Below are 23,066 nucleotides of genomic sequence, written 5' to 3' on the forward strand. Positions count from 1 at the left end.
CACGAGCCCAACTTGTTAAATTATATTGCTGTTTAATAAAGATAGTTAGATTAAGTCCAATTTGATTTAAAACTTAATTCTCAACTTACCCCAGTTTAATACTAATTTAAATATTACTTCATTCCCATTAATCACCCCCATAAGAAAAATATGATTTTTCATATCTCTAATTGCTAATTCAAGTTTTATATACTCATTATTAAGTTTTTTGTAACTTTTGAAGTAGTTTAAAGTTACAAAAGTCTCTATTTTGTATTAAAAAGGTATACAAGATAAATACTAATTTAATAAATCAGTGATAATAATTTCGGACCAGTTATAAACAGATAGATAATGAGTAAATTATATTCAATTATGAAATTAACCGCATTGATCTTTTAAAAATACATTATAGAACACAATTTGCTATAATATTAGCAAATTGTCGTAAATATCAAACAAAAATAGTTATTTAAGGCATTAACACGCAGATTATACTTAATTTTTCCATAAATCTATTAAGATTTCATAATGATTAATATAGAATTATATACATCCTTTAGATCAAGTTTATTAGATACTAAAGCCAACATTAATCATATGAAAGATCAAGAGTTATTATCAATTCTACAATGGATGGGAATGACTTACTATGGCGCTAAAGCATACCATACACTTATAAAAACTGGAACCTCAAATCCTACAACAATTGCTGAAAAATCAGGAGTCCCCCGAACCAAGATATATGAAGTACTAAACAAATTAGAAAAAGATAACTGGATACTAATCGAAAAAACTAGACCTGCAACTGTAAAACCTCGTTATCCTCGTGAAGTTATAGAAGAACACAAATCATACATGAATTCACAATTAGATAAAATTTCCAGCGAATTAAGTATGATATATGATAATGTACTTGAAAATGAAACTCCCATGATTAAAGTTGTACATTCCTCAGAAAAAATTATTCAAATAACAGAACATTTAATTGAAAATGCTAAGAACAAAATAATATTAATGGGAAGCCTTTATTTACCCTATGGAGTTGATGTATTTAAAGAACAACTTTCAAAAGCTAAACAAAGGGGAGTAAATGTCAGAATTATTGCAGAACATCTGAACACTGAATTTGTTAACTTTTTAGGACATTTAAATGAATACGCAGATATTAAAAAAGGACATCCCTATTACATGAAAAATATGGTGGTAGATAATAAAGAATGTGTTTTTATGATGGCACAAATTGAAAATGGAGTCCCCAATGTAGATAGTACAACTATAATATGGATATCCAGCCCATTTTTAGCAGCTTATGTATCCAGTGTTTTTGAAATGGAATGGAAAAATTTAGATTACTACAATAAAGATAATCCCGATTAATCTGAAAATATAATAATAAATAAACATATGTATATATAATTTTCCGCATTATCCATATTAATAGCCATTTTTAACCATATAAAAAAACAATAATCAATTTAAACAATTTTAGAACTTTTTTTATACGTACCATTCCTGCATTTTTTCAGTTACAGTTTCAAAAGTTGGCCCAAACAAGAAAATATCATTATGCAGTGCGTTATCTATTTGAACAACTTGTGTACCTTCAGACTTCAATTTAACACAATTAGACATAATTTCAGGCATATCACGTGATCCATAAATAATCAATGACTTATTTTCATCAGACTGAAATAAGGGCAGATCATTTACAATTTTAGATATATTACAATTAGACTTATGTACCCTGTAACCTCTGCGTTCTTCAAGAAATCCCATAGTTTGCGGGCTAAAGGTCTTGTCCAATGCAGGAGATATCCCAATAGCATAATCTGCACTACTTATAAGTGAAAGCCGCCCACCTAATGAATGGCCTACTGCAGTTACCTTTCCAAAGGGCCTGAAATGTGAAATTGCAGTTTCAAGATCCAAAAGAATATCTCTATCCAGATCAAGAGGGTGTTCACCATGACCTCTAAGATCTATAGCCCCTACTACAAATCCTTTTTCTGCCATATGCCATGCAAAACCCATCATCTCCTCTTTTAAACCGCCGTAGCCATGGACAGCTACAACTGCTCCTATTGGGTTTAGAGGTTTAAAAGTTACACATGGAACTTTTAAACCGTTTCCGTTGATTATTTCTCTTTCAATTTCCATCTTAATTATCATCTATTTTTTAAAACGTAATTTAAAACATAATTCTTTTTCCGAGCAAGCAAAAAGTAATTTAAAACATAATCTATGTATAATTTTCTTTTCCAAGCAAAATAAAAAGTAATTTAAAATATATTAATCGGTATACAACCTTTTTTTGGAAGCGGGCATTTCTTCAAATATTTTTTGAGCTTCTTCTGCAGTTACGGGTATTCTTTCGCCATTTTTTTCCACAATTACGCCACTGTTGGCCAACTTTTTGTATCGAGCTATCCTGATTTCCTTTTGTGGATGACAAACAAGTTGACATAAGCTGCAGGTATACTCAATCCGATATCCTGGATAAAATGGATGGTAAAACCCTCCTTCAATTCCATTTATAGAATTTCTTTCAAATTGAACAGGTTTGGCCTTTTCCTGAAATATTTTAATTAATTCAGAATCGTCTTCAGGGATAGGAAATCTTGCAGGCGACCATGTAGACCATTTACCCTCTTTGTAACCTGTGCTTCCAGTACATACGTATGAACACCTTAAAGGATGTGCTTTTTTAGCAGCGACATATGTATCATCACCAATTTTTTCAACATCCTCTTCATCTATCATATAATCCCCAAGGCACGCTGCAAAACATAATTTACATTTATCACAGTAGTTTTCCTCTTCTGGAAGTGATCTTGTGGGTTTTAGTTTGGCACCTGTAACCACACTTGCAAGGGCAACAGATGAACCATATTCCTTTGTGATGATCATTCCAGAATAGCCCATGTGGCCAATATCTCCCCTTACAGCTAAAAATTTATGAGATAAAGGAGGCACCCTGTATTCTGAAGGCGAATCTTTTCTGTAAACAAAATTTGCATGTACAGGTTCTGCTTCATAACCTATCTGGTTTAACAGACCCGATATTTCAAGGGCAATTCCATTTGCAAGGGTTGTAGCCCTTACTTTCTTTTTTTCAAGTTCTTTATGGTCTTCCTTTGCAAGGAATTTATCGATACTCCCCTCCATATCGCCTTCATCAAATGGGACTGCAAATGTAACTGCAGAATTTGCCCCATCCAAAATATAATCCAGTTCTGTTGTAAAATGCCAGTCTTCTAATGTTTTACGGGTTGTAATTCCAACATGACTTGCTCCAAGGGTTAAAGCCATGCCTTTTATAATTTCAGTTAAATCAGTATCTTGATTTGGCATAATAGTTACTCCAAAATTCATTATAGTTAATATAATTGAATAGTAGTATATACTTTAAGGTTAGTAAAATGTACAAGGTATATTTTACTGCATTTACCTATTTTATTAAAAAGTAATCATTAACTAACGTTAAAACTGATTTAACTTTATACAAACCGTTACTTCCAAATATAAATTTTAAAAATACACATAATTAAAAATAGAGAGATATTAATGTACACTATAAAAAAAGTTAAGATAATGTACTTAACTTTCAGCCAGTTTCTTACCTATTTCCCTGGCTTTTTCAAGGACATCTTTCTTGTCATTAACTGCCCCAGGAGCATTATTGTCCTGCGAACTCAACATATCAACGACATTATATCCAAGGAACCCAAACATGTCTTTGGTAGAGTTGTAATATCCTGAAAATGTGTTTTCATCAGGATTGCCCTGAGTAAATACCAGTGCCATGTCTTTTTTGCCGTATTTTTCTTCAAAACCAGTCATGAATAAAGCGTAAAGTCTGTCTGTGAAGAGTTTTGCCTGGGCAGTCATCTGCCACATGTAAATTGGAGATCCAAGTACGAAAGCATCTGCTTCTTTTAGTTCTTTATAAATCTCCTGCATATCATCATCTGTAGCACATTCGCCATCGTTGCTTTTACAATACATACATGCCTTACACGGAACTATAGCCATTTTATCCAGGTTGAAACTTTTGGTTTCTGCCCCCATATCACCTGCTCCTTTAAGCACTTCTTCAACAAGAATTTCTGTGTTACCGCCCTCTCTTGGACTTCCTACTAATCCTATTACCCTCATTTTTGGCCTCCAGACTTTTTCTATTTATTAAAATCAAAATTTTAATAAATTTTGATGATTTCCACAAATATTCAATTAAACATTTAAGCCGTCTTTTTAAGCCAGCGAACTGCCCTTAAAAAAGCTTTTATATTATGCAGTAAGAGAGTCTAACTAATAAATCAAGATGGATATCTTAAAGTTATCTCTCAAATTCCATTCGATGTCTGTTTGGAGTTAGTTAAGTAGATTTTGTAACTATTAAGTGACTAAGTAACCAGTTAGTAACCGGGTGAAAATATATGGCTAATGAAATGACCTGCGATAGCTTCTGTCCTGTAAGTAAAGCGTTAGTATTTATCAGCAAAAAATGGAGTATTGAAATAATTCGGGACATGTTCTTTGGTAAGAAACGTTTTAAAGAATTTAAAGAAGGCAAACCTAATTTAAGCAACAAAGTTTTATCTGATTGTCTTAAAAATCTGGAAAATAACGGGATTATCCAAAAGAAAATAATTAATTCGGCACCCATCTCTACAGAGTACTATTTAACCGAACGAGGGAAATCATTAAATAAAGTCATATATGAACTAGCTGTTTTTGCTTTGGAAGACTGTGATGCCGACGAATATAAAGAAGAATCCACCCGCATAAGAATAAAACAGGATTTTAGGGAAACTTTACAGATAAATGATCAATGATTATAACCGTGATTCAATGATTTCACAGCTCAAACACGAGCATTCCCCAACCAAAGATTTTTGAAATGTTTTTACATGTCCCAAAAACAATGTTTTCCTGGCTTTTTCAAGGAAAATATGGGGCAGATCAACACACATGAGGATAAAAGAAGAATTTCCGGGAAACTTTACAGATAGATGATTAACTACTGATTACCTAACTAAAAAGAGGGATATCTTGGTTAAAAACGACTTAATTTCAGAAATATCTGATAAAAATGTAGATGTAGACAAATTCGCCGAAATTGTAATTAATGAAGAGTCCATACGCCATGAAATAATAAATCAGATGTTAAACAATACACATATAATGGTATACTATCATTCATATAACATTCTAGCTAAAGCAACTGAATTAAAGCCAGAATTATTTTATAGATACTGGGACGATTTCACTTCACTGTTAAATCACAAGAATTCATATCATCGAGATTTTGGTCTAACCCTAATTGCTAATTTAACAAAGGTAGATAATGAAGGTAAATTTTCATATGTATTTGATGATTATTTTAAACATATAAACGACACCAAATTCATGACTGCACGTCACTGCATCCAGAATACAGCGAAAATTCTGGCAAATAAAAGAGGAATAACAGAAGATATTTTAAATATTTTATTAAATATAGAGGAATTATGTAATTTTTCCGAAAAACAAAAAGCTTTACTAAAATCCGATGTTATAGCTGTATTTGACAAATTTTACGAACAAATAGACAGGAAAGAGAAGATAAATAAATTTGTCAAAGCTGAATTGGGCAGTATTAGCCCAAAAACTAAAAAAAGAGCTAGAGAATTCATTTCGAAGTATGAAATTTAAAAATTTTTAATTGAGTTTAAGGAGATTCTATGAAAACATGGAATACAAAAAGTTGCACAATTTATCAACTTTTAGAAGGAAGAAGTAACTCTTTTTTAATCAATTCACAAAATAATTACATTCTGATTGATACTGGCCGTGCAAATTCATGGGAAAAATTAAGCAGCAAACTTGACGAAATTTTAGGTAAAAATAAATTATCCTGTTTAATATTAACCCACACTCATTTTGACCACGTAGAAAATGCAGCTAAGATAAAGGAGAAATATAACTCCAGAATAATTGTTCATCAAAGCGAATTAGAATATATTATGCGAGGTAACAGCCCATTACCCCAGGGAAGTAACTTAGCCACAGGATTTATGGTTAATGTACTTGGAAAAAAGTTGCAATCTAAATATCAATATGAAAAAGTTAATCCAGATATTATTGTAGGTGAAAAATATGATTTAATTGATTTTGGGTTCAATGCATATATTATACATACTCCCGGTCACTCAAAAGGATCTATGGGCATTATTATTGATAATAAAATTGCCATTGTGGGAGATGCCATGTTTGGAATTTTTGGAAATTCGATATATCCTCCCTTTGCTGATGATCCTGATACTATGGTCAAAAGCTGGAATAAATTAACCAATACTAGTTGTAATTTGTTTTTACCGGGTCATGGGAAAGAAATCAGCCGAAAATTATTGGAAAGTCAATATGAAAAGTATAAATGAAAATTAAAAACGCAAAAAATATTAATGTATTAAGTTAAGATAGAATATCAGAATTTAAGGTTTGTAGGTGTCCTAATGATTTCTAATCTTAAAAAAATGTCATTTTCAACGGTAATTCCTCTTATAATAATATTAGCACTTCTTTCTCTTGGAATTTTAATTCCAATAATTTCTATGGTAATTTTTGGAGCTATTTTAGCCTATTACGTCAGGTATATATCCAAAAAAATCAGGCCTTACGTTAAATACAATACTCTATCCGTTTTTTTGGGAATGATTATACTTGCCATCCCTGTTATTTTGCTGTTATATTTCACATTCAGTCAATTTTTAAGTATTGCCGGATCCTTTTTCGGATCACTTCAACAGGCAGCTACAGGCAATTCTACAATGAATCTGCCTCAAATAACTGATGCTGTACAGAATCTCGGCCTTCCAGGCAACATTTCACAGGGCATTGATGAAACTGTAAAATCAGCCATTACTCAATTTATATCTTACATTGCTAAATTAGCAGTCGATTTAGTGAGTTCCCTTCCAGGCATTGCTGCACAGCTCCTCATACTAATCTTTTCAGTATTTTACTTTGCCCGTGATGGAGATAAAGTAATGGCATATATAACCGATATCATCCCTGATAAGGACAAAAGATTTTACCAGCAGATATTTAATAGCGCCGACGACGTTTTAAAAAGTATCATAGTAGGTAACATTATTCCTGCTGCTATCCTTGGTGTGCTGTCTGGAATCCTGTATTTCTTCCTCGGATATCCATATGCTGTATTACTGGCCATTATAAGCGGAATAGCAATGTTTATACCCATTATTGGCCCATGGATAGTCTATGGAGTCCTTGGAGTTTTCAGTGTCCTTGTAGGGAACACTTTTCAAGGAATTATGGTCATTTTCTTCGGCTGGATAATCGAAACTTCAACCGACTTTTATATCCGGCCCAGAATTTCAGTTCAATACTCAGAAGTTCATCCGCTGGTCTTTTTACTTGGATTTATTTATGGAGCAGTGACAATGGGCATTCCCGGCTTATTTATAGGGCCTTTAATACTGGGAATTACTTATGCAGCTTTTAAAATTTATCGAAAAGAAAAAGTGAAGTCAAAAAATACCCAAAATTAAAACTATTTTTTAGTTTTGAAAATGGTTAATTGTCATTTTATTCCATCTTTAAACTGGCAAAATATTCATGTCCCTTAGGCGTGTTCATTTTCGCTGTTTTATCAAATATAATTTCAGCTTTCTTACCAAAATGCTCTGCTGCGATCTGCAAGTGACAGATAGCAATACCTACATCTATAGGAATGTATTTTTTTGTGAACCGTTTAATGAAACCATGCTCAACACTGTAAGCATGAATTAAGTTTTTATTACCAGTGAAAAACCATGGCTGACTGTTAGTTGCAGATGGAGCAATGCGTGCCACTTCCAGTAGTTCGTCTGCGCCAGCTATGTCAGTTATTTCACCAATAGATTTTCTTTTAAATTCTGAAACACTACTTCTGTGCAATGATCTGGGATCTTTAGGTTTTCCAAAGGCTATAAAAATTACAAAGTCGATGCTGGAACTCCCTAATAATTCTTTAGTAGGGGAGGGGATTCCCTGCCAGCAGCTGCCTAAACCATTAGCTGAAAAAAACAAATCAGCCTGTTGCAGCATATAACCTATATTGGTTAAATAACCTTCTTTAACCTCTGAAAACACTGCTATATAATGTGGTGCTTCTTTCATCATCCTTCTTTTAACATAATCCGGTGATATGATCTTCAATTCAGTTTTAATATCATCATAGATAGGTTTTAATGAATTGAGATACTCTGAAATTTCTTTAAGTCTAGCATCGTCAAGAGGAGTTAAATCATAATTTCTAATTGATTTCCTCTTGAATATGTAGGAGTAAAATTCAGTTTTTTCCATTTTTACACCTTAATAATATTTTCGCCATAATATCATTTATAAACATCGTTTATCCAATATTAGTTTATAAAATCTAATTTTAGGCTTTAAATTTCCATTATTATTAATTATTTTATTATATTTTTTAAAAGTTAACAAATTATCTAAATAGATAACTAAAAAAGGATAAATATAACTATTTAAATAGTAATATATATTGTTAAAATAGTATGAGTAGATTATATGGCAGATGAAGAAATCGTGCAAATTGCAATGAGGGCAGAAGTAGATCTTAAAAATGAAATTAAAATAATGGCCATTAAAAAAGGAATAACGATGAATGATCTTCTTATTAGGTATGTTAAGGATGGAATAGAAAGGGATAAGCGAGAAGAAAGTGAATGATTTTAAATTTTATTAATAAATTTTGATTATAGAAGAAATTGAATAAAATTTAAAATTTACTTAATTTATACCAGATTAAATCCTATCTTTATATTCTAATTCACCAAATGTAATCCTAAATTCAGTTCCGGCAGTCTTATCCATTTCTAAAGTTCCTTTTAATTGATTTACAAGGATTGTTACCATTTTTAAGCCAAGAGTTTCAACATTCTCTATATCAAGATCTTCAGGTAATCCAACCCCATTATCAGATACAACAAGTTTAAAGTTATCCTTCTGCAGTTTTTGGAGTCCAACTTTTACTATATTTTCATCGTTAGGGCATGGAAATGCATATTTAAGACTGTTAGTTACAAGCTCATTAACAATTAAACCACAAGGTATAGCTGTATCAATATCTATCTCTAAATTATCCATATCTATTTTTAGATCGATAGTTCCTTTTTTAACTCCATAAGAATAGAATAGATCAGAAACAAGACTTTCTATGTATTCTTTAAAGTTTATATCCTTAAGATCTTCAGATTGGTATAGCTTTTCATGGACCATCGCCATAGTTTTAACCCGATTCTGGCTTTCCTTCAGGACACTTATAGATTCTTCTCCTTCTACACATCGAGTTTGCAGGTTGAGCAAACTGGATATGATCTGAAGGTTATTTTTCACCCTATGGTGAATTTCTCTTAAAAGTACCTCTTTTTCCATTAATGACTCTTTAATTTTATTTTCAGCTATTTTGTTATCGGTAATATCTAAAAGGGATATCAAACTTTTCTTAGTTCCAGGAATTATAGCAACAGTAGTGAATATATCTTTAATATTACCATATTTGTCAATGAATTTTAATTCATAGTTTCTTGGAGCTAAATTAGGGTCAATACGCCTGAGATTATGATATTTTTCTATTTTATCTTTGTAATCAGGGGCAACAAATTCCTTCCAGCTTTTTTTACCCTCTATTTCTTCTTTTGAATATTCATAAAGTTTTTCAAATTCTGCATTTACAAGGGATATTGTGGTATCTTCCTCAATTATAATTGTTGCAGTTCCAGTATTTTCAAATATAGTCCTGTAATATGCTTCTGATCTTTTAATTCGCTTTTCTGCTTTTTTACGATCGCTAATATCTTTGGAAACCCCTATAACTCCAATCATTTTACCATTTGCATCATACATTATTGTTTCCCTTACATCCACATGCACTTTAGAACCATTTTTTCTTTTACCTTCCCATTCCCCATTATATTCGCCAAGTTTCAAGATTCTTTCTAAATCGGGTTTAAAATGACATTTATCCCTATTTAAATACAGTATTTTAATATTTTTACCGATTATTTCTTCTTCACAGTAACCATAAATGGTTTCTGCTCCATTATTCCAGTAAATAATCCTTCCTTGAAGATCATAGACAATTACACAATCCCTGACATTAGTTAAAATATTTGCCTGAAACTGCAGCATATTTTCTGTCCTTTTACGTTCTATAACCGGGTGCGTAGTAACAACAACACCATCTATTCCTGGAACACCTATTAAATTCTGAAATACAGATTCTACAGGAATATATTCACCATCTGCTCTCCTAATCCTAAATTCTGTTGGAATTTCAGGATTTCGTTTTTCATAAACTTCGCATAAATTCATTTTTACTCTTTCTAGATCGTCAGGATGAACAAAGTTCAGAGGGTTTTTTCCTATAAAATATCCCTCAAAATAACCAAGAATACGTTTTGATGATGGAGAATCAAATATAATACGCCCATCCTTATCAAGTATGCGGATTAAATCACTGGAATTATTAATTAAAGAGCGGAACCTTTCTTCACTTTCTTTAAGAGCAATCTCTGCTTTTTTATGCTTTGTGATATCGCGATTTACAAGAAGTAATGTTTCGATCTCGCCTTTAGCATTATATTCGGGAATTATATTGCCATGATAAAATAATAATCCATGAACCGATTGAAATTCAAATTCTATTTCCCGTTTTTTCCCGGTGGCAATGGTTTTATTAATATTATCAATCCATAAACTTATCGTTTCTTCAGGTAAAGGTAATTCTTTAAAATTTTTACCAATTAGTTCCTCAACAGGTAAATTAAGCGTATCCGAACCATAATTACCATATAAAAATCTTAATTCTTTGTCTATCCTGAAAATAGCATTGGGAGAATTTTCAACAAGTGCCCGATATCTTTCTTCACTTTCCTGTAAAACCAGTTTGCTGTCCAGTAATCTTTTCTTCTCCAGGCCCATTTCACCAATAACACTTGCCAGGTTTGTAAGAAAACTCATGGCTTTTTCAATAAACTCTTCAGAGAACACATCGACTTTAGATAGTGCATCCAAATATTCATCTTCATCAAACCCATATTTATGCGCCTGTTGCCTGAAAAATTCCATATTTGGAGGTTTAAAGAAAAATTGGCCTGTAAAAAGGTTAGCTAAATGCTCACCTTCAATATAAATTGGCACGGCTATGTCCACAAGGCCATTAAGACATATATGGCTGGATTGTCTTTCACCGGCCTTTAATTTGTCACAAATTCTAGTGCCGCTTTCTATACACTTTTTAAGGGTTTCAGGATGCTTACGGTGAAAATTTAAACAAATATCCTGCCATCCTATAGCAACAGAACCGTCCCTAGCCTCAAAAACATTTCCATCCAAATCTTCTAAAGCAGATATAACTCCTGTTAATTCATAAAAACTGGTTAATAGCTCCTTAATCTTATCTATATCCACAAGATCTGTGAAAGAATAATTTTTAGACGTCATTAATTCAACCAGATATATTCTGTCACTGCACTGATTTAAATTTAATTCAATAATTTAATCATTAAATTTAGAGATAATATACAAAAAAGAAACTTCAACCATTATACCCAAAATAATATAACGGAATAAGTAGGGAACTATTATGGAATCAGATATCAAGCTTGAAAAACTTAAAAATGCTCTCAAACATAGAAATTGTACTGTAAAAAAGCATTCTAATGTTATGGAAATTACATTTGAAAATGAAGGAGATGCAAACTGGTTTGAAAGTATTTTTGAGTACTACCAAAGAGAATCTGCAGTATGCTGCCTAATGCCAATACGGCCAAAAAATGCTCCTTCTAAATTCATATTCAATGTTAAAGACCTGGATAAATTCATTGAACTAGTAAAAGAAGATTAAATTAAGTAATTTGGAGAAAAAATATGAAAGAAAGCCTTGGACCAAGAACTCTAGGTTTCCCTACACCTGTCTTTATAGTGGGCTCATATGACGGCGAAGGAAAACCAAATATAATGAATGCTGCCGCTGCAGGTATGTGCTGCCTTGTACCTCCCTGCATATACGTGTCTTTGCGTGAAGCAACTTACACTTACCATAATATCATGAAAAGGAAAGCATTTACTGTAAGTATTCCCCCTGAAAAGTATGTTGTGGAAGCAGATTATTTTGGACTTGCTTCTGGAAAAAAAGCAGATAAATTTGAAGTATCTGGTTTAACTCCAGTTGAAAGCGAACTGGTTTATGCACCTTATGTTAATGAATTTCCAGTGATACTGGAGTGTAAACTAAAAGAAACTGTCAATTTAGGATCCCACACCATGTTTATCGGAGAGGTTCTGGATTTAAAAGTAGATAAAGAAGTTTTAATTGACATAACATCCAAATCAGGGAAAAAATTGATTAGAATAAATCCTGAAAAGTTTTTACCAATTATTTTCGATATGTCTACCCGAAATTACTATAAAATAGGTGAAAAAATAGGTGATGGGTTTTCAGATGGTTCTAAACTACTAAAAAATAAATGAAAATTTAATTTTTTATAGTCTTGAGCTTAAAGACATGAAAGCTCTGAAAACAGGCACAAATACTGCTTTTCCAATTTTCAGTTTATATTTAAACCCTCTTCCACCCATTTCCTTTGAAACATCTTCTAAAAGTTCAGGAATATCCAGTTTTTGAGGGCATGCGTTTATACATTTCCCACAGCCAGTACAAAGGCCCGCATGAGTCTCATCACCGCCCATAACTCCCCCTAACTGACCCAAATAAAGAAAAGAAGCCCTAGCTCCTTCATTAAACATGTATTTGTGATTGTAAAGTTCAAAGCATGTGGGAATATTGACTCCCCTTGGACATGGCATGCAGTAGCCGCATCCTGTACAGTCAACCACCATAAGTTCTTCATAAACATCTTTAGCTTCATTGTAAAGTTTTAATTCATCTTCAGTGAGGCTATTTGGCAGAGCTTCATTTGCAACTTTGATGTTTTCTTTAACCTGGTTTTCTTCTCCCATTCCTGAAACAACACATGTGACTTCTGGGTGGTTCAAGACCCACCTTAAAGCCCAGTCTGCAGGGCTTCTTTTGACATCAGATTTGTCCCATATTTTATTTACTTTGTCTGGCACTTCTCCAGCGAGGAGTCCGCCTTTTAAAGGTTCCATGATGAAAACTGCAATTCCTTTGGAGTGGGCGTATTTTAAACCTTCAGTGCCTGCCTGATTTGTCTCATCTAAATAATTATACTGAATTAAACACGCGTCCCAATCATAAGCGTCCACAATTTCTTTAAAGGAGTTAACATTGTCATGGAATGAAAAACCGATATTCTTTATTTTCCCCTTTGCTTTGGCATCCTCTAAAAATTCAAAAACTCCAAGTTCTTTTAGTTTTTCAAAACTGCCTTTACCTAGTGAATGAATCAAATAATAATCAATATAATCTGTCTGGAGTTTTTCGAGCTGTATTTCCAGATATTTTTCCATATCCTCATATTTTTTAATGAACCATGACGGCATTTTCGTGCAGAGCTTTACCTTCTCTCGGTATTCACCCTGCAGTATCTCTCCTAAAAATGATTCGCTTGCTCCCCCATGATAAGGATATGCTGTGTCAATAAAATTTACTCCATTATCTATTGAATCATAAATCAGCTTTTTAGCGCTTTCTTTATCAATCCTACCTGTTTTTGTAGGAAGTCTCATTGCACCAAATCCAAGTGCTGATATTTTATCGCCATTTTTCTTAATTTCTCTCATCTGCATTTAACTACCTCACCCATCTGTCGATTAACTATCAGTCTAATAATTACTAAATGATTGAAAATTTACGTATTTTCAACCTCTCAAAAACCTTAAATATCGTAGATTTTTAAGTTTTTGAAGATTTTTTTTACTATTTTGAGATTCCATCCCATAAAAGTTCAAAAGCCATGTCTAAATTTTTTTCATTTAATTTCTCAGGATATTTTTCAAAATGAGTTACCACCGTAACTACATTACCCCAAAAATAATCCATTACCATTTCAAAAGATATTTCCTTTATTTTTTGTTTTCCAATGCCGTTTTTGTAAATTCCGAGCATGCTTTCAGCATGCGATTCAACCTGTTCTTTAGTAAGTGAAGTTATATAAGGAGAACAGTGGAAAGTAAGTATAAATTGAAATTTATAAGGATCATTAACACCAAAACGCACGAATTTAAGCCATAATTCTTTAATATTTTCTTTAAATGTTTTTTTATCGTCGTAATGTTCGCGGACTTCACACAACATGCTTTCCTTGGTGTATAAATATAGGCGATTTATAAGTTCTTCTTTAGTTTTAAAATAGTGGAATAGAGTCCCTGTAGCAACACCTGCTGTTTTTGCAATCTCTGCAGTGGAAGTTCCATGAAATCCCCTTTCAACAAAAAGTTTTAGGGATGCATCCAGTATTTTTTGTTCTTTTTCTTTCAAAGTAACACCATGCAAATTAATCTATTTATAGACTGATTAGTCAATTTAATATTTAAAAGTTGTGATCTGCAAGTTTTGTATAAACTCATAAATAAATTCATAAAAAATAAAATGTCTAATCACGCTTAAATTTGTTGAATACGTTTGATTGTGGGTGCTAACTTATAACAAGTTTGAATTAAGTCCCCAATTCATTAATTTTTCATCCAAAATGAGAGTTTTTATTGGTTAGATTTGGTAATGATTTGGGCATATCTATTTAATAGATTATAAATAATAAAAGATATATATTAACTATGAAAAATTTTCATTTTAGCGACCAAAAATCATGATATAAAATGAGAAATTTTCAAGTTATAATCAATAACTAAATATATTTCAATATAATATATTAAAATATTCATTCAAATTATTTAAACAAATAATTAGGAGGAAAAAATGCGCAATCTAGAAAAATTAAGTTCATTTAAACAGTATATTCCATTAACTAGAAAATCCAATGAACGAAATATTGGACTGCTGGTAGATGGACCAAATATGCTCAGAAATGAATTCCATCTGGATCTAGAGATGATAAAAGAGATAGTATCAGAAAACGGTACAATAAAGGTTGCAAAGGTTCTTATGAACCAGTATGCTTCAGATAAGCTTATAGAAGCTGTAGTAAATCAAGGTTTTACTCCCATAATAGTGGCAGGAGATGTAGATGTTCAACTTGCGGTAGAAGCTTTCGAACTTGTTTATAATCCTAATATTGATGTTATTGCTCTTATGACTCGTAATGCAGACTTTTTACCATTAATAAACATCGCTAAAGAAAATGGGAAAGAAACCATGGTAATTGGAGCCGAACCTGGTTTCAGTGTAGCCTTAAAAAACTCAGCAGATAGTGCAATAGTCCTGAATACCCAACCAACTCCTGAAACTGCCTAAAATTCACTTTTTATCATTTTACCTATTCACTGCAAAGTGAAATATTTTTATCTTTTTTAATAGGTAGATCCATGGAATTTATTCATAAAATCTTTTTTTTAATTTTTAAATAAAATACATAATCAGCTTTTCAATTATGAAAAACCATTCCCCTTAAATTCAGAGGACTAATATGATTTATCTAAAAGAAGCAGTACTTCAAGACAGAAAAAAAATTTACAACTGGCTTTATTTTTCAGACTTTTCCTCTTTTTTAAATGAATTACAATCTTCTAGCCAAATTCCTTCACCCCCCAAATTTAAAGAATATTATGAAGACTTCTTTTTTGAAAGTTCTAGTCCAGAAAAAGGACAGGGATACATTATACTTATTAATGAAGATGAAGAAGATGAAATAGGGTTTATATCTTATACCTCCTTTCATTTAATGAACGGAATTGCCGAACTGGATATATGGCTTAAATCACTTAATTATACAGGCAAAGGGTATGGAACATCTGCTTTAAAGAATTTAAGTGAGAAATTATTCAATGAAGGATTTCATACTTTGATTATACGGCCTTGTGCAAAAAATATTCGAGCGGTAAATTCATATAAAAAAGCAGGATTTGTTGAATCTGTTTTTGAACCTGAAAAATATTATAAAAAAGAATATATTGACGAATATGCACCGGGAGATTGCTGATGGTGAAGATATATTTATGGTGTTAAAAAATATTTAAAATAATTTTGCCAATATTTTTAACAATAAAACTTTTAATTCAGTTTAATCTAATACTTATTGACAGCGGTTTTGCGGAGCAATCCACCTGCTCAAAAATCAAGTGCCGGGATAGTCTAGTCAGGTAAGGCGTAGGATTCGAAATCCTATGAGCGTCGCTCACCCTGGGTTCAAATCCCAGTCCCGGCGTAATTTCCTTTTAAAATGAAACTAAATATGTAATTATTCCCGAATTATATGGCTAATTTAAATGAGTGCCTATTTTTTTGGCATTTCCACTCCATATTTGGCTAAAGATCTTGCAATTGCATAAGTTGCTATGAGAGCTATGATAGTTACAATTATGGCATAGATAAAGAGTCCCATGAGCGCATTACCTGTGCCTATATATAACAGGATTAAAGCTTGGATTGCCGGGTTCCATGCAAGAGCTGCAATTAAACCAAATGCTGCAGTTATTAATGCCGGGGAAACTTCGTTTTTCGGCCTCAAAATCTTTGATTTTGAAGGCTGCAAATGTTTCAATGAATAGTTTCTTTGCATCTACTTCTCCCATGTACGTCCTCCTAAAATAGATTAAATGATAATAATTCCCTCAACATATAATATTCTATGAAAAATAAAAATCAAATATTGCTTTTGACATCCAAATACTGCCATTTTAACTTATATCCTTGAAAGTAACGTGCGGATCATTTATTTTAAATTAGTTATCGCCCTCTAGAACAAATTTCAACTGAACTATCCCCAAGTTTTAAAATACTATTTTTTTATTGTAAAAGTAATGTATTGTCTTTATTTACATCTAAAAAATAGACACATGCCCCCATTTCAAATTAGATTAGTTTTCATGTGCTCTTACATAAATGAGTATCCTTATGAGATTCATATTTACTGTACATGTTTTAAAAGCTACTTTAAAAATATAAGCCTACTTAGAGGCGTTTTATGGAAATAAAATTTAAAAATATCAAAGAAAGACAGGTAGCATATATAATAGCAACCGGACGTGGACATATACCTCCTATTTTTAGTGAATTAATAGATTACATTACAAAAAACAATATATCAACTATTGAACATTATTACTGTACCTTCTTTAACAACACCCTCAATGTAGACCCTGAAGAGTTACATTATGAAATAGGGATCCCCATCACTGGAGATGTATCTGAAGAAGGGAGGATACAAATTAAAAAAATACCTGGAAATCAGGTTGTATCAACCATACATAAAGGCAGTTATAACAAGATAAATCATGTCTACCACGCTTTAATGGAGCACGCCGTTGAAAATGGATATCTAATATCCGGACCTGCTACTGAGATTTATATTAAAGGCACACATGAAGTTTCAAGAAATGAAGTCTCAGTGGAAGTGCGTTTTCCTGTAATTAAAAAGTAAATATGTATTTAACAACTGTTTTTCATTTAATACAAAATAATAAATCCATTTATCTAATTAAACATGATATTATTCTTATTTTAATATTTAGTAGTTCTCATGTGCTCTTACTAAACTTATATTTCTATTATCCCTATAATAAGATAATAAATACCTTTATTTTAAAGAAATTGTCAGGAAGTGCAGTTATGAAAATAGAAATTAAGAATATAGAAAAAAGTAAAGCAGCTTATGTATCTGTAACCGGTCCTTACGATCAGATACCTGAAATTTTAGAAGAAGTAGTTGGTTATGTTATAAAAGAGAATTTACAGATTACAGAGCCTCCTTACGGAGTATACATAAATAGTCCAATGGATGTACCTCCAGAAGAACTACAATATGAAATGGGGATTACATTTATAGGAGATGCAAATGGTGAGGGTAGAGTTAAAATTAAAGAAATTCTTGCCCATCAGGCCGTTTCAACAGTATACAAAGGACCATACGGACAAGCTGCACAAATATATCAAGCTTTAATAGAATATGCCGATGAAAACAGTTATAATATAGTAGGGCCAGTTAAAGAAATATACATGAACAATCCTATGGAAGTATCAGAGGACGAGTTACTTACTGAGGTTCAGTTTCCAGTGATGAAAAAATAGTTACATGAGCAGGTCAATAGTTTACTGGAGGACTAATTATGGAAGTAGAAGAGAAAAGAATTAAAGATACACAAGTAGCTTTTATGCGGTACAAAGGTGGTTACGAGAAGATTCCAGAACTTATTGCAGAAACAGTGCAATGGGTAACAGACAAAGGATTGAATATGACTGGAATGATTTATGGAGCTTATTTTAACAGCCCTGAAGATGTACCCTCAGAACAACTGCGTTATGAAATAGGTGCCTCCTTCGAGGGTAATGCAGAAGATGAAGGAAAAGTAATGGTTAAAATAATTCCAGAACATACTGTAATTGCAACACTTCATAAAGGACCTTATACAGAAGTTGGACCGGTAATCCGCGGATTAGCAGAACATGCAGATAAAAATGGATATGATATAATAGGGCCTGTTACAGAAGTTTATCTTAACAACCCCAATGAAACTGAACCAGGTGAATTGCTCACTGAAGTGCAGTTTCCAGTAATTAAAATAGGATAATAACCATCAATTTTTAAAGATTTTGTCTCACAAACTAAACCCTATTTGTGATGGAAAAAAATGATAGCTGTTACCGGCGCGACAGGACACATTGGAAATGTACTCGTCCGAAAATTACTTGCAAGAGGCGAAACTGTAAGGGCAATTGTGCCCCCATTTGAAGATATAAAGCCTCTTGAGGGATTAGAAGTCGAAATAGTTGAAGGTGATGTGCGTGATGCGGATTCACTTACCAAAGCATTTCGCAGCGCCGAAATTGTCTATCATTTAGCAGGCATTGTAACAATATCATCTGGAAATGATGATTTTCTTTACCAGGTGAACGTTGAAGGAACAAAAAACGTTGTTAACTCCTGTTTAAAAAACAATGTGAAACGCATGGTCTATGTTAGCTCTGTTCATGCCCTTAAAGAACCTCCTCACGGTACAGTAATTGATGAAACATGCGATTACGATCCAGAATGTACAAGGGGAAGCTACGACAGGTCCAAGGCTTTAGCATCCCTTGAAGTGATTAAAGGTATTGACAAAAACCTTGATTCAGTGCTGGTCTGTCCCAGTGGAGTGATAGGGCCTTATGATTACAGAATATCTCAAATGGGACATTTGTTTATTAACTTTATGAAAGGCGATTTAAAAGCCAGAGTTGATGGGGCTTATGACTTTGTTGATGTTCGAGATGTGGCAGAGGGAATAATATTGGCCTGCAAAAAGGGAAAATGCGGCGAAAGCTACGTTTTAGCCGGCGAACAAATTTCAGTACAGGACTTATTTTTAGAGCTTGAAAAACTTACTGGAATAAAAGCTCCCTCATTAAAAGTACCGTTATGGCTTGTCAATGTAGTAAGTAAAGTTTCTCCATTATATTATAAAGTTACCGGCAAAGAACCTCTTTTTACGACATATTCCATTGATGTAATTAACAGTAACTCCAAAATAAGTTCTAATAAAGCATTTAATGAACTGGGTTATTTTCCTAGGCCTATAAAAGAGTCAATTAAAGATTCTGTGGAATGGATCAGGAAAAATATTGAATTTTAACTATCTGAACCTTCAGCCTTAAAATAGTTTTAACTTGTTTTCTGTTTTATTTAGATCAAAATACCGCAATTTATTTATATAAGTTTCACAATAATATCGATCAGTCGATATCGGGTGCTTGATATTGATAGGAAGTATATCAATAATAATTGATATAAATTGAATTATAACAAGAATAAAATATCAAGTTAGCGATATTATATCGACATTTCGATAGGAGGTAAAGATTTATTATGTGGGGCAACTGGAGAAACAAGTTGAGCGATTTCAAAGAAATTCATGACAAACTTGAAGAACTGGGAAAACTCGGTGGTTTAAGAATATGGATAATTCATGTTCTAGATCGCGGGCCAAAAAACGGTGTGGAAATAATGGACGCCATACAAGAACACCATGAACAATTCCATCAAATGGCAGACATGAGACGCAATATAAGAGATGATCCAGAGTATTACAAGCGTATGGACAAAAATGATAAACACTACTATAAACATCTGAACAGGACAATGAAACACGCATCACGAAGGCCTTCACCAGGTTCAGTATATCCTATGCTCAAAAAAATGGTTTCTGAAGGATTTATTGTCAAGCAGGAAGACGGTCGGTATGAACTAACAGATTTAGGACGTGAAACATACACCAACATATTTGGGCCTTCACCTAGATCACATGAAGAAATAGATCGAAGCGCACAGGCAGTAGAAAATGCATTAACCGAAATTGAAAGCTACGTATCTTATTTAAACGATATTAAAAAAGAAAAATTGGTTCCACATAAAGAATGGATAGGAACATTAAGCGAAAAACTCAAAAAAATGAAGGATTCGCTCAAAGAGGAATAATTTAAAGTTAATAATTAATTAATACAATAAATAGTCCGATTACACCATAAAAACTGCTATAAGCAGTTTTTAACTATACATTTTTGCGTATTTAGATTTAAGTTAGCTACGGCTCTCTTCGATCAGTAAATAAAATGAGAAATAGGAGAAAAATATGACAGAATATGCCATAGAATTAAATAATCTCACTAAAAAGTTTGGTGATTTTACAGCAGTAGATGATTTATCACTTACTGTAAACGAAGGAGAAATATTTGGCTTTTTAGGTCCAAATGGCGCGGGGAAAAGTACCACCATAAGAATGCTCTGTACGCTCGCCCAACCTACATCTGGATCGGCTAAAGTTGCAGGTTACGACCTGATTAAAGATTCTGCCAGAGTTCGGGAAAATATTGGGCTGGTTGCAGAGAAAATGATTATGTATGACAGGCTTACCGCTGCTGAAAACCTCAGGTTCTTTGGAAAACTCTATGAAATACCAAAGCAGAAACTTGAAGAGAGAATTGACGAACTGCTTGAACTGGTTGACATGCAGGAATGGAAGAACACGCAGATATCCAAATTTTCCACAGGTATGAAACAGAGAATTAATGTTATCCGGGCATTATTGCCAGAGCCCAAGATTGTATTCATGGATGAACCAACACTCGGGCTTGACCCACAGACAACATTTTCCATAAGAGACATTACAAGGGAAATCAACGACAGTGGAGTAACAGTGATACTTACAACTCACGCTATGGTAGAAGCAGAAGCCTTGAGCGACAGAGTTGCTATTATCGACCATGGTAAAGTCGCTGCCCTTGATACGCCACAGAAACTGAAGAATATGATAAAAAACAGCGATACAACAGTTTTCGGCACCAAAATTACAAATCTAACATCTGATTTAATTGGAAAGATCAATTCACTTGATGTTGTAACTGCAGTATCCCAACAGGACGATTATAATCTGAAAATTAGTGCTAAAGGTGATGATGCACTTAATCAGATCATCGATGCTGTCCGTCATGAAGGCGGTAATATCGCATCAATAACAAACAGCAATGAATCAACTCTAGAAGATGTTTTCTTAGCTGTAACCGGTAAAGAAATGCGTGACCAGGCCAGTGAAAAAGCAGCCCCCGTACATCATGGGCATGGACATGCACCTAAAGCGAGGGTGAGGTGAAACCATGGATGCAATGAAGATGTTAAAAGACAGTTACCATGTAATGGCTAAGGACATGCTTGAACTTAGGCGCAACAAAATGTCTCTGGCAGCCCTTTTTATCATGCCATTGATTTTCCTGGTCATGTTCGGTTTCATTTTCCCAACTGGTAACACTCAATTGAACATGCCAGTAGGGCTGGTTAACCTCGATCATGGACAGGGAAGTAACGAATTCATAGCACAGCTTGAAACAGTTAATAATAACACCCATTATATGGCATTAACGAACTTCACGGGTGTTGATGATGCCATGACACAGGTAAAAGAAGGAAAGCTATCAGGTGTAATTATTATACCGCAGGGATTCTCCGATAACATAACAAATGGAAAATCCGGTACTTTCACGGCTTATATTGATAACAGTATACCCCAAAGCTCAGCGCAGATACAGCAAGCATTATCCGGCACTGTAATTAGTATGAACAACATTAAAGCCGAAGCTAATGTCATGAACTTAAGCAAAGCCACAAATCAGATCGTTAACCCCCAGGCAATGATTTTCCCTTACACACCGAATGTCGAGACATCTATACCTGGCCAAACAAATTACTTCAACTTCCTGGCACCTGGACTGATGATCATGATTGTGATGATGTCCGTTATGACAGGTATTCCTGAAGCCATTTCCAAAGAAAAAGAAATAGGCACATTTGACGGGATGTTATCAGCCCCAATCAGTCAGATCTCAGTTATAATCGGTAAAACTGCAGCACTGTGTACAAGAGGTTTTATCCAGTGTATCATAATACTTGCAATCGCGATACTCCTCTTTGGAGTCACTATTCAAGGAAATATCCTGCTGGCATTCTTCATGCTTCTTTTGGGGATATTCAGCTTCATAGGAATCGGAATAATGGCCATTTCCATGTCTGGAGACCAGGCATCAAGTACAATGATCGTGAACCTGCTGATGTTCCCAATGATGTTCCTTGGAGGAGTATTCTACCCAATTCAGCAGATGCCATGGTTCATGCAGATTATTTCGCAGTTTATTCCCCTGACATATGCTGCAGATGCAATGCGTAAAATAATGCTCTTGAATGCAGGTATCAGTGACGTAATGACACAGATAGTCATACTTGTAGTGTTTGGTATCGTTACAATGGCTATTGCTGTACCATTATTCAGAAAATCAATGACAAGATGAATAATAGCCAACAGGATTTAATTAAAAAAGATATTTAATGTTTGAAATTGTGGGTTAAACCACCATTCAAACATTTATTTAAAAATTAGAGGATCATATACCATAAAATATAATTTATAGTGTTTGGTATTGTTACAATGGCCATTGCTGTACTATTATTCAAAAAATC

The 23,066-nt window shown here is 33.3% G+C and carries 25 protein-coding genes and 1 tRNA gene; 18 read left to right on the forward strand and 8 right to left on the reverse strand.

Annotation, left to right across the window (positions count from 1 at the left end; genetic code table 11):
* Positions 1 to 510: 510 nt before the first annotated feature.
* Positions 511 to 1,359, forward strand: coding sequence for a helix-turn-helix domain-containing protein (locus AAGU07_RS06980; protein WP_342458397.1), 849 nt, complete (start codon positions 511 to 513; stop codon positions 1,357 to 1,359).
* 120 nt (positions 1,360 to 1,479) lie between these two features.
* On the opposite strand, the gene AAGU07_RS06985 is transcribed toward AAGU07_RS06980, so the two are convergent.
* The 3 genes from AAGU07_RS06985 to AAGU07_RS06995 all read right to left on the reverse strand — a co-directional run bounded on the left by AAGU07_RS06985 (position 1,480) and on the right by AAGU07_RS06995 (position 4,137).
* Positions 1,480 to 2,139, reverse strand: coding sequence for an alpha/beta fold hydrolase (locus AAGU07_RS06985; protein ID WP_342458398.1), 660 nt, complete (start codon positions 2,137 to 2,139; stop codon positions 1,480 to 1,482).
* Between the two features lie 132 nt (positions 2,140 to 2,271).
* Positions 2,272 to 3,333, reverse strand: coding sequence for an epoxyqueuosine reductase (locus AAGU07_RS06990; RefSeq protein WP_342458399.1), 1,062 nt, complete (start codon positions 3,331 to 3,333; stop codon positions 2,272 to 2,274).
* Positions 3,334 to 3,579: 246 nt separating this feature from the next.
* On the reverse strand, positions 3,580 to 4,137 hold the full coding sequence (locus AAGU07_RS06995; protein WP_342458400.1) for a flavodoxin family protein: 558 nt from the start codon (positions 4,135 to 4,137) through the stop codon (positions 3,580 to 3,582).
* Positions 4,138 to 4,418: 281 nt separating this feature from the next.
* Between AAGU07_RS06995 and AAGU07_RS07000 the strand changes: the two genes are divergently transcribed.
* From AAGU07_RS07000 to AAGU07_RS07015, 4 genes are all read left to right on the forward strand, one after another.
* Positions 4,419 to 4,817, forward strand: coding sequence for a helix-turn-helix domain-containing protein (locus AAGU07_RS07000; protein WP_342458401.1), 399 nt, complete (start codon positions 4,419 to 4,421; stop codon positions 4,815 to 4,817).
* A 217-nt stretch (positions 4,818 to 5,034) separates the two neighbouring features.
* Entirely contained in the window at positions 5,035 to 5,676 is a 642-nt protein-coding gene (locus AAGU07_RS07005; protein WP_342458402.1) for a hypothetical protein, read from the forward strand.
* A gap of 29 nt (positions 5,677 to 5,705) precedes the next feature.
* Complete coding sequence (locus AAGU07_RS07010; protein ID WP_342458403.1) at positions 5,706 to 6,401, forward strand: MBL fold metallo-hydrolase; 696 nt, start codon at positions 5,706 to 5,708, stop codon at positions 6,399 to 6,401.
* Between the two features lie 75 nt (positions 6,402 to 6,476).
* Positions 6,477 to 7,535: an AI-2E family transporter gene (locus tag AAGU07_RS07015; RefSeq protein WP_342458404.1), complete on the forward strand. Its 1,059-nt coding sequence runs from the start codon at positions 6,477 to 6,479 to the stop codon at positions 7,533 to 7,535.
* Between the two features lie 37 nt (positions 7,536 to 7,572).
* Here AAGU07_RS07015 and AAGU07_RS07020 read toward each other — a convergent pair whose 3' ends face one another.
* Positions 7,573 to 8,331, reverse strand: coding sequence for a nitroreductase family protein (locus AAGU07_RS07020; protein ID WP_342458405.1), 759 nt, complete (start codon positions 8,329 to 8,331; stop codon positions 7,573 to 7,575).
* Between the two features lie 222 nt (positions 8,332 to 8,553).
* Here AAGU07_RS07020 and AAGU07_RS07025 point away from each other — a divergent pair, with 222 nt between their 5' ends.
* A complete protein-coding gene (locus tag AAGU07_RS07025; protein WP_342458406.1) occupies positions 8,554 to 8,715 on the forward strand; it encodes a hypothetical protein in 162 nt (53 codons plus the stop codon).
* 75 nt (positions 8,716 to 8,790) lie between these two features.
* Here the strand turns inward: AAGU07_RS07025 and AAGU07_RS07030 are convergent, their stop codons facing one another.
* A complete protein-coding gene (locus AAGU07_RS07030) occupies positions 8,791 to 11,490 on the reverse strand; it encodes a PAS domain S-box protein (protein ID WP_342458407.1) in 2,700 nt (899 codons plus the stop codon).
* A gap of 142 nt (positions 11,491 to 11,632) precedes the next feature.
* On the opposite strand from AAGU07_RS07030, the gene AAGU07_RS07035 reads away from it, so the two are divergent.
* Together AAGU07_RS07035 and AAGU07_RS07040 are read left to right on the forward strand one after the other, a co-directional pair.
* On the forward strand, positions 11,633 to 11,893 hold the full coding sequence (locus tag AAGU07_RS07035) for a hypothetical protein (protein WP_342458408.1): 261 nt from the start codon (positions 11,633 to 11,635) through the stop codon (positions 11,891 to 11,893).
* A gap of 23 nt (positions 11,894 to 11,916) precedes the next feature.
* Positions 11,917 to 12,519: a flavin reductase family protein gene (locus tag AAGU07_RS07040; protein ID WP_342458409.1), complete on the forward strand. Its 603-nt coding sequence runs from the start codon at positions 11,917 to 11,919 to the stop codon at positions 12,517 to 12,519.
* Between the two features lie 12 nt (positions 12,520 to 12,531).
* Here the strand turns inward: AAGU07_RS07040 and AAGU07_RS07045 are convergent, their stop codons facing one another.
* Positions 12,532 to 13,758, reverse strand: a complete 1,227-nt coding sequence (locus AAGU07_RS07045) for an aldo/keto reductase (protein WP_342458410.1) — start codon at positions 13,756 to 13,758, stop codon at positions 12,532 to 12,534.
* A 130-nt stretch (positions 13,759 to 13,888) separates the two neighbouring features.
* On the reverse strand, positions 13,889 to 14,449 hold the full coding sequence (locus AAGU07_RS07050) for a TetR/AcrR family transcriptional regulator (protein ID WP_342458411.1): 561 nt from the start codon (positions 14,447 to 14,449) through the stop codon (positions 13,889 to 13,891).
* A gap of 438 nt (positions 14,450 to 14,887) precedes the next feature.
* Between AAGU07_RS07050 and AAGU07_RS07055 the strand changes: the two genes are divergently transcribed.
* From AAGU07_RS07055 to AAGU07_RS07065, 3 genes are all read left to right on the forward strand, one after another.
* Positions 14,888 to 15,382, forward strand: a complete 495-nt coding sequence (locus tag AAGU07_RS07055; RefSeq protein WP_069582818.1) for a TIGR00288 family NYN domain-containing protein — start codon at positions 14,888 to 14,890, stop codon at positions 15,380 to 15,382.
* A 172-nt stretch (positions 15,383 to 15,554) separates the two neighbouring features.
* On the forward strand, positions 15,555 to 16,067 hold the full coding sequence (locus AAGU07_RS07060) for a GNAT family N-acetyltransferase (protein WP_342458412.1): 513 nt from the start codon (positions 15,555 to 15,557) through the stop codon (positions 16,065 to 16,067).
* Between the two features lie 141 nt (positions 16,068 to 16,208).
* Positions 16,209 to 16,292 (forward strand) — tRNA-Ser (locus AAGU07_RS07065).
* Between the two features lie 69 nt (positions 16,293 to 16,361).
* On the opposite strand, the gene AAGU07_RS07070 is transcribed toward AAGU07_RS07065, so the two are convergent.
* Positions 16,362 to 16,646, reverse strand: a complete 285-nt coding sequence (locus tag AAGU07_RS07070) for a DUF5654 family protein (RefSeq protein ID WP_342458413.1) — start codon at positions 16,644 to 16,646, stop codon at positions 16,362 to 16,364.
* A gap of 405 nt (positions 16,647 to 17,051) precedes the next feature.
* On the opposite strand from AAGU07_RS07070, the gene AAGU07_RS07075 reads away from it, so the two are divergent.
* From AAGU07_RS07075 to AAGU07_RS07105, 7 genes are all read left to right on the forward strand, one after another.
* Positions 17,052 to 17,507: a GyrI-like domain-containing protein gene (locus AAGU07_RS07075; protein ID WP_342458414.1), complete on the forward strand. Its 456-nt coding sequence runs from the start codon at positions 17,052 to 17,054 to the stop codon at positions 17,505 to 17,507.
* A gap of 188 nt (positions 17,508 to 17,695) precedes the next feature.
* Positions 17,696 to 18,154, forward strand: a complete 459-nt coding sequence (locus AAGU07_RS07080; RefSeq protein ID WP_342458415.1) for a GyrI-like domain-containing protein — start codon at positions 17,696 to 17,698, stop codon at positions 18,152 to 18,154.
* Positions 18,155 to 18,192: 38 nt separating this feature from the next.
* Positions 18,193 to 18,654, forward strand: a complete 462-nt coding sequence (locus AAGU07_RS07085; protein ID WP_342458416.1) for a GyrI-like domain-containing protein — start codon at positions 18,193 to 18,195, stop codon at positions 18,652 to 18,654.
* Between the two features lie 60 nt (positions 18,655 to 18,714).
* A complete protein-coding gene (locus AAGU07_RS07090) occupies positions 18,715 to 19,695 on the forward strand; it encodes an SDR family oxidoreductase (RefSeq protein WP_342458417.1) in 981 nt (326 codons plus the stop codon).
* Positions 19,696 to 19,952: 257 nt separating this feature from the next.
* A complete protein-coding gene (locus AAGU07_RS07095; protein WP_342458418.1) occupies positions 19,953 to 20,537 on the forward strand; it encodes a helix-turn-helix transcriptional regulator in 585 nt (194 codons plus the stop codon).
* Positions 20,538 to 20,691: 154 nt separating this feature from the next.
* Positions 20,692 to 21,708, forward strand: a complete 1,017-nt coding sequence (locus AAGU07_RS07100; RefSeq protein WP_342458419.1) for an ATP-binding cassette domain-containing protein — start codon at positions 20,692 to 20,694, stop codon at positions 21,706 to 21,708.
* A 4-nt stretch (positions 21,709 to 21,712) separates the two neighbouring features.
* Complete coding sequence (locus AAGU07_RS07105; RefSeq protein WP_342458420.1) at positions 21,713 to 22,897, forward strand: ABC transporter permease; 1,185 nt, start codon at positions 21,713 to 21,715, stop codon at positions 22,895 to 22,897.
* Positions 22,898 to 23,066 lie beyond the last annotated feature (169 nt).

The organism is Methanobacterium sp., from assembly GCF_038562635.1.
Classification (GTDB): Archaea; Methanobacteriota; Methanobacteria; order Methanobacteriales; family Methanobacteriaceae; genus Methanobacterium_D.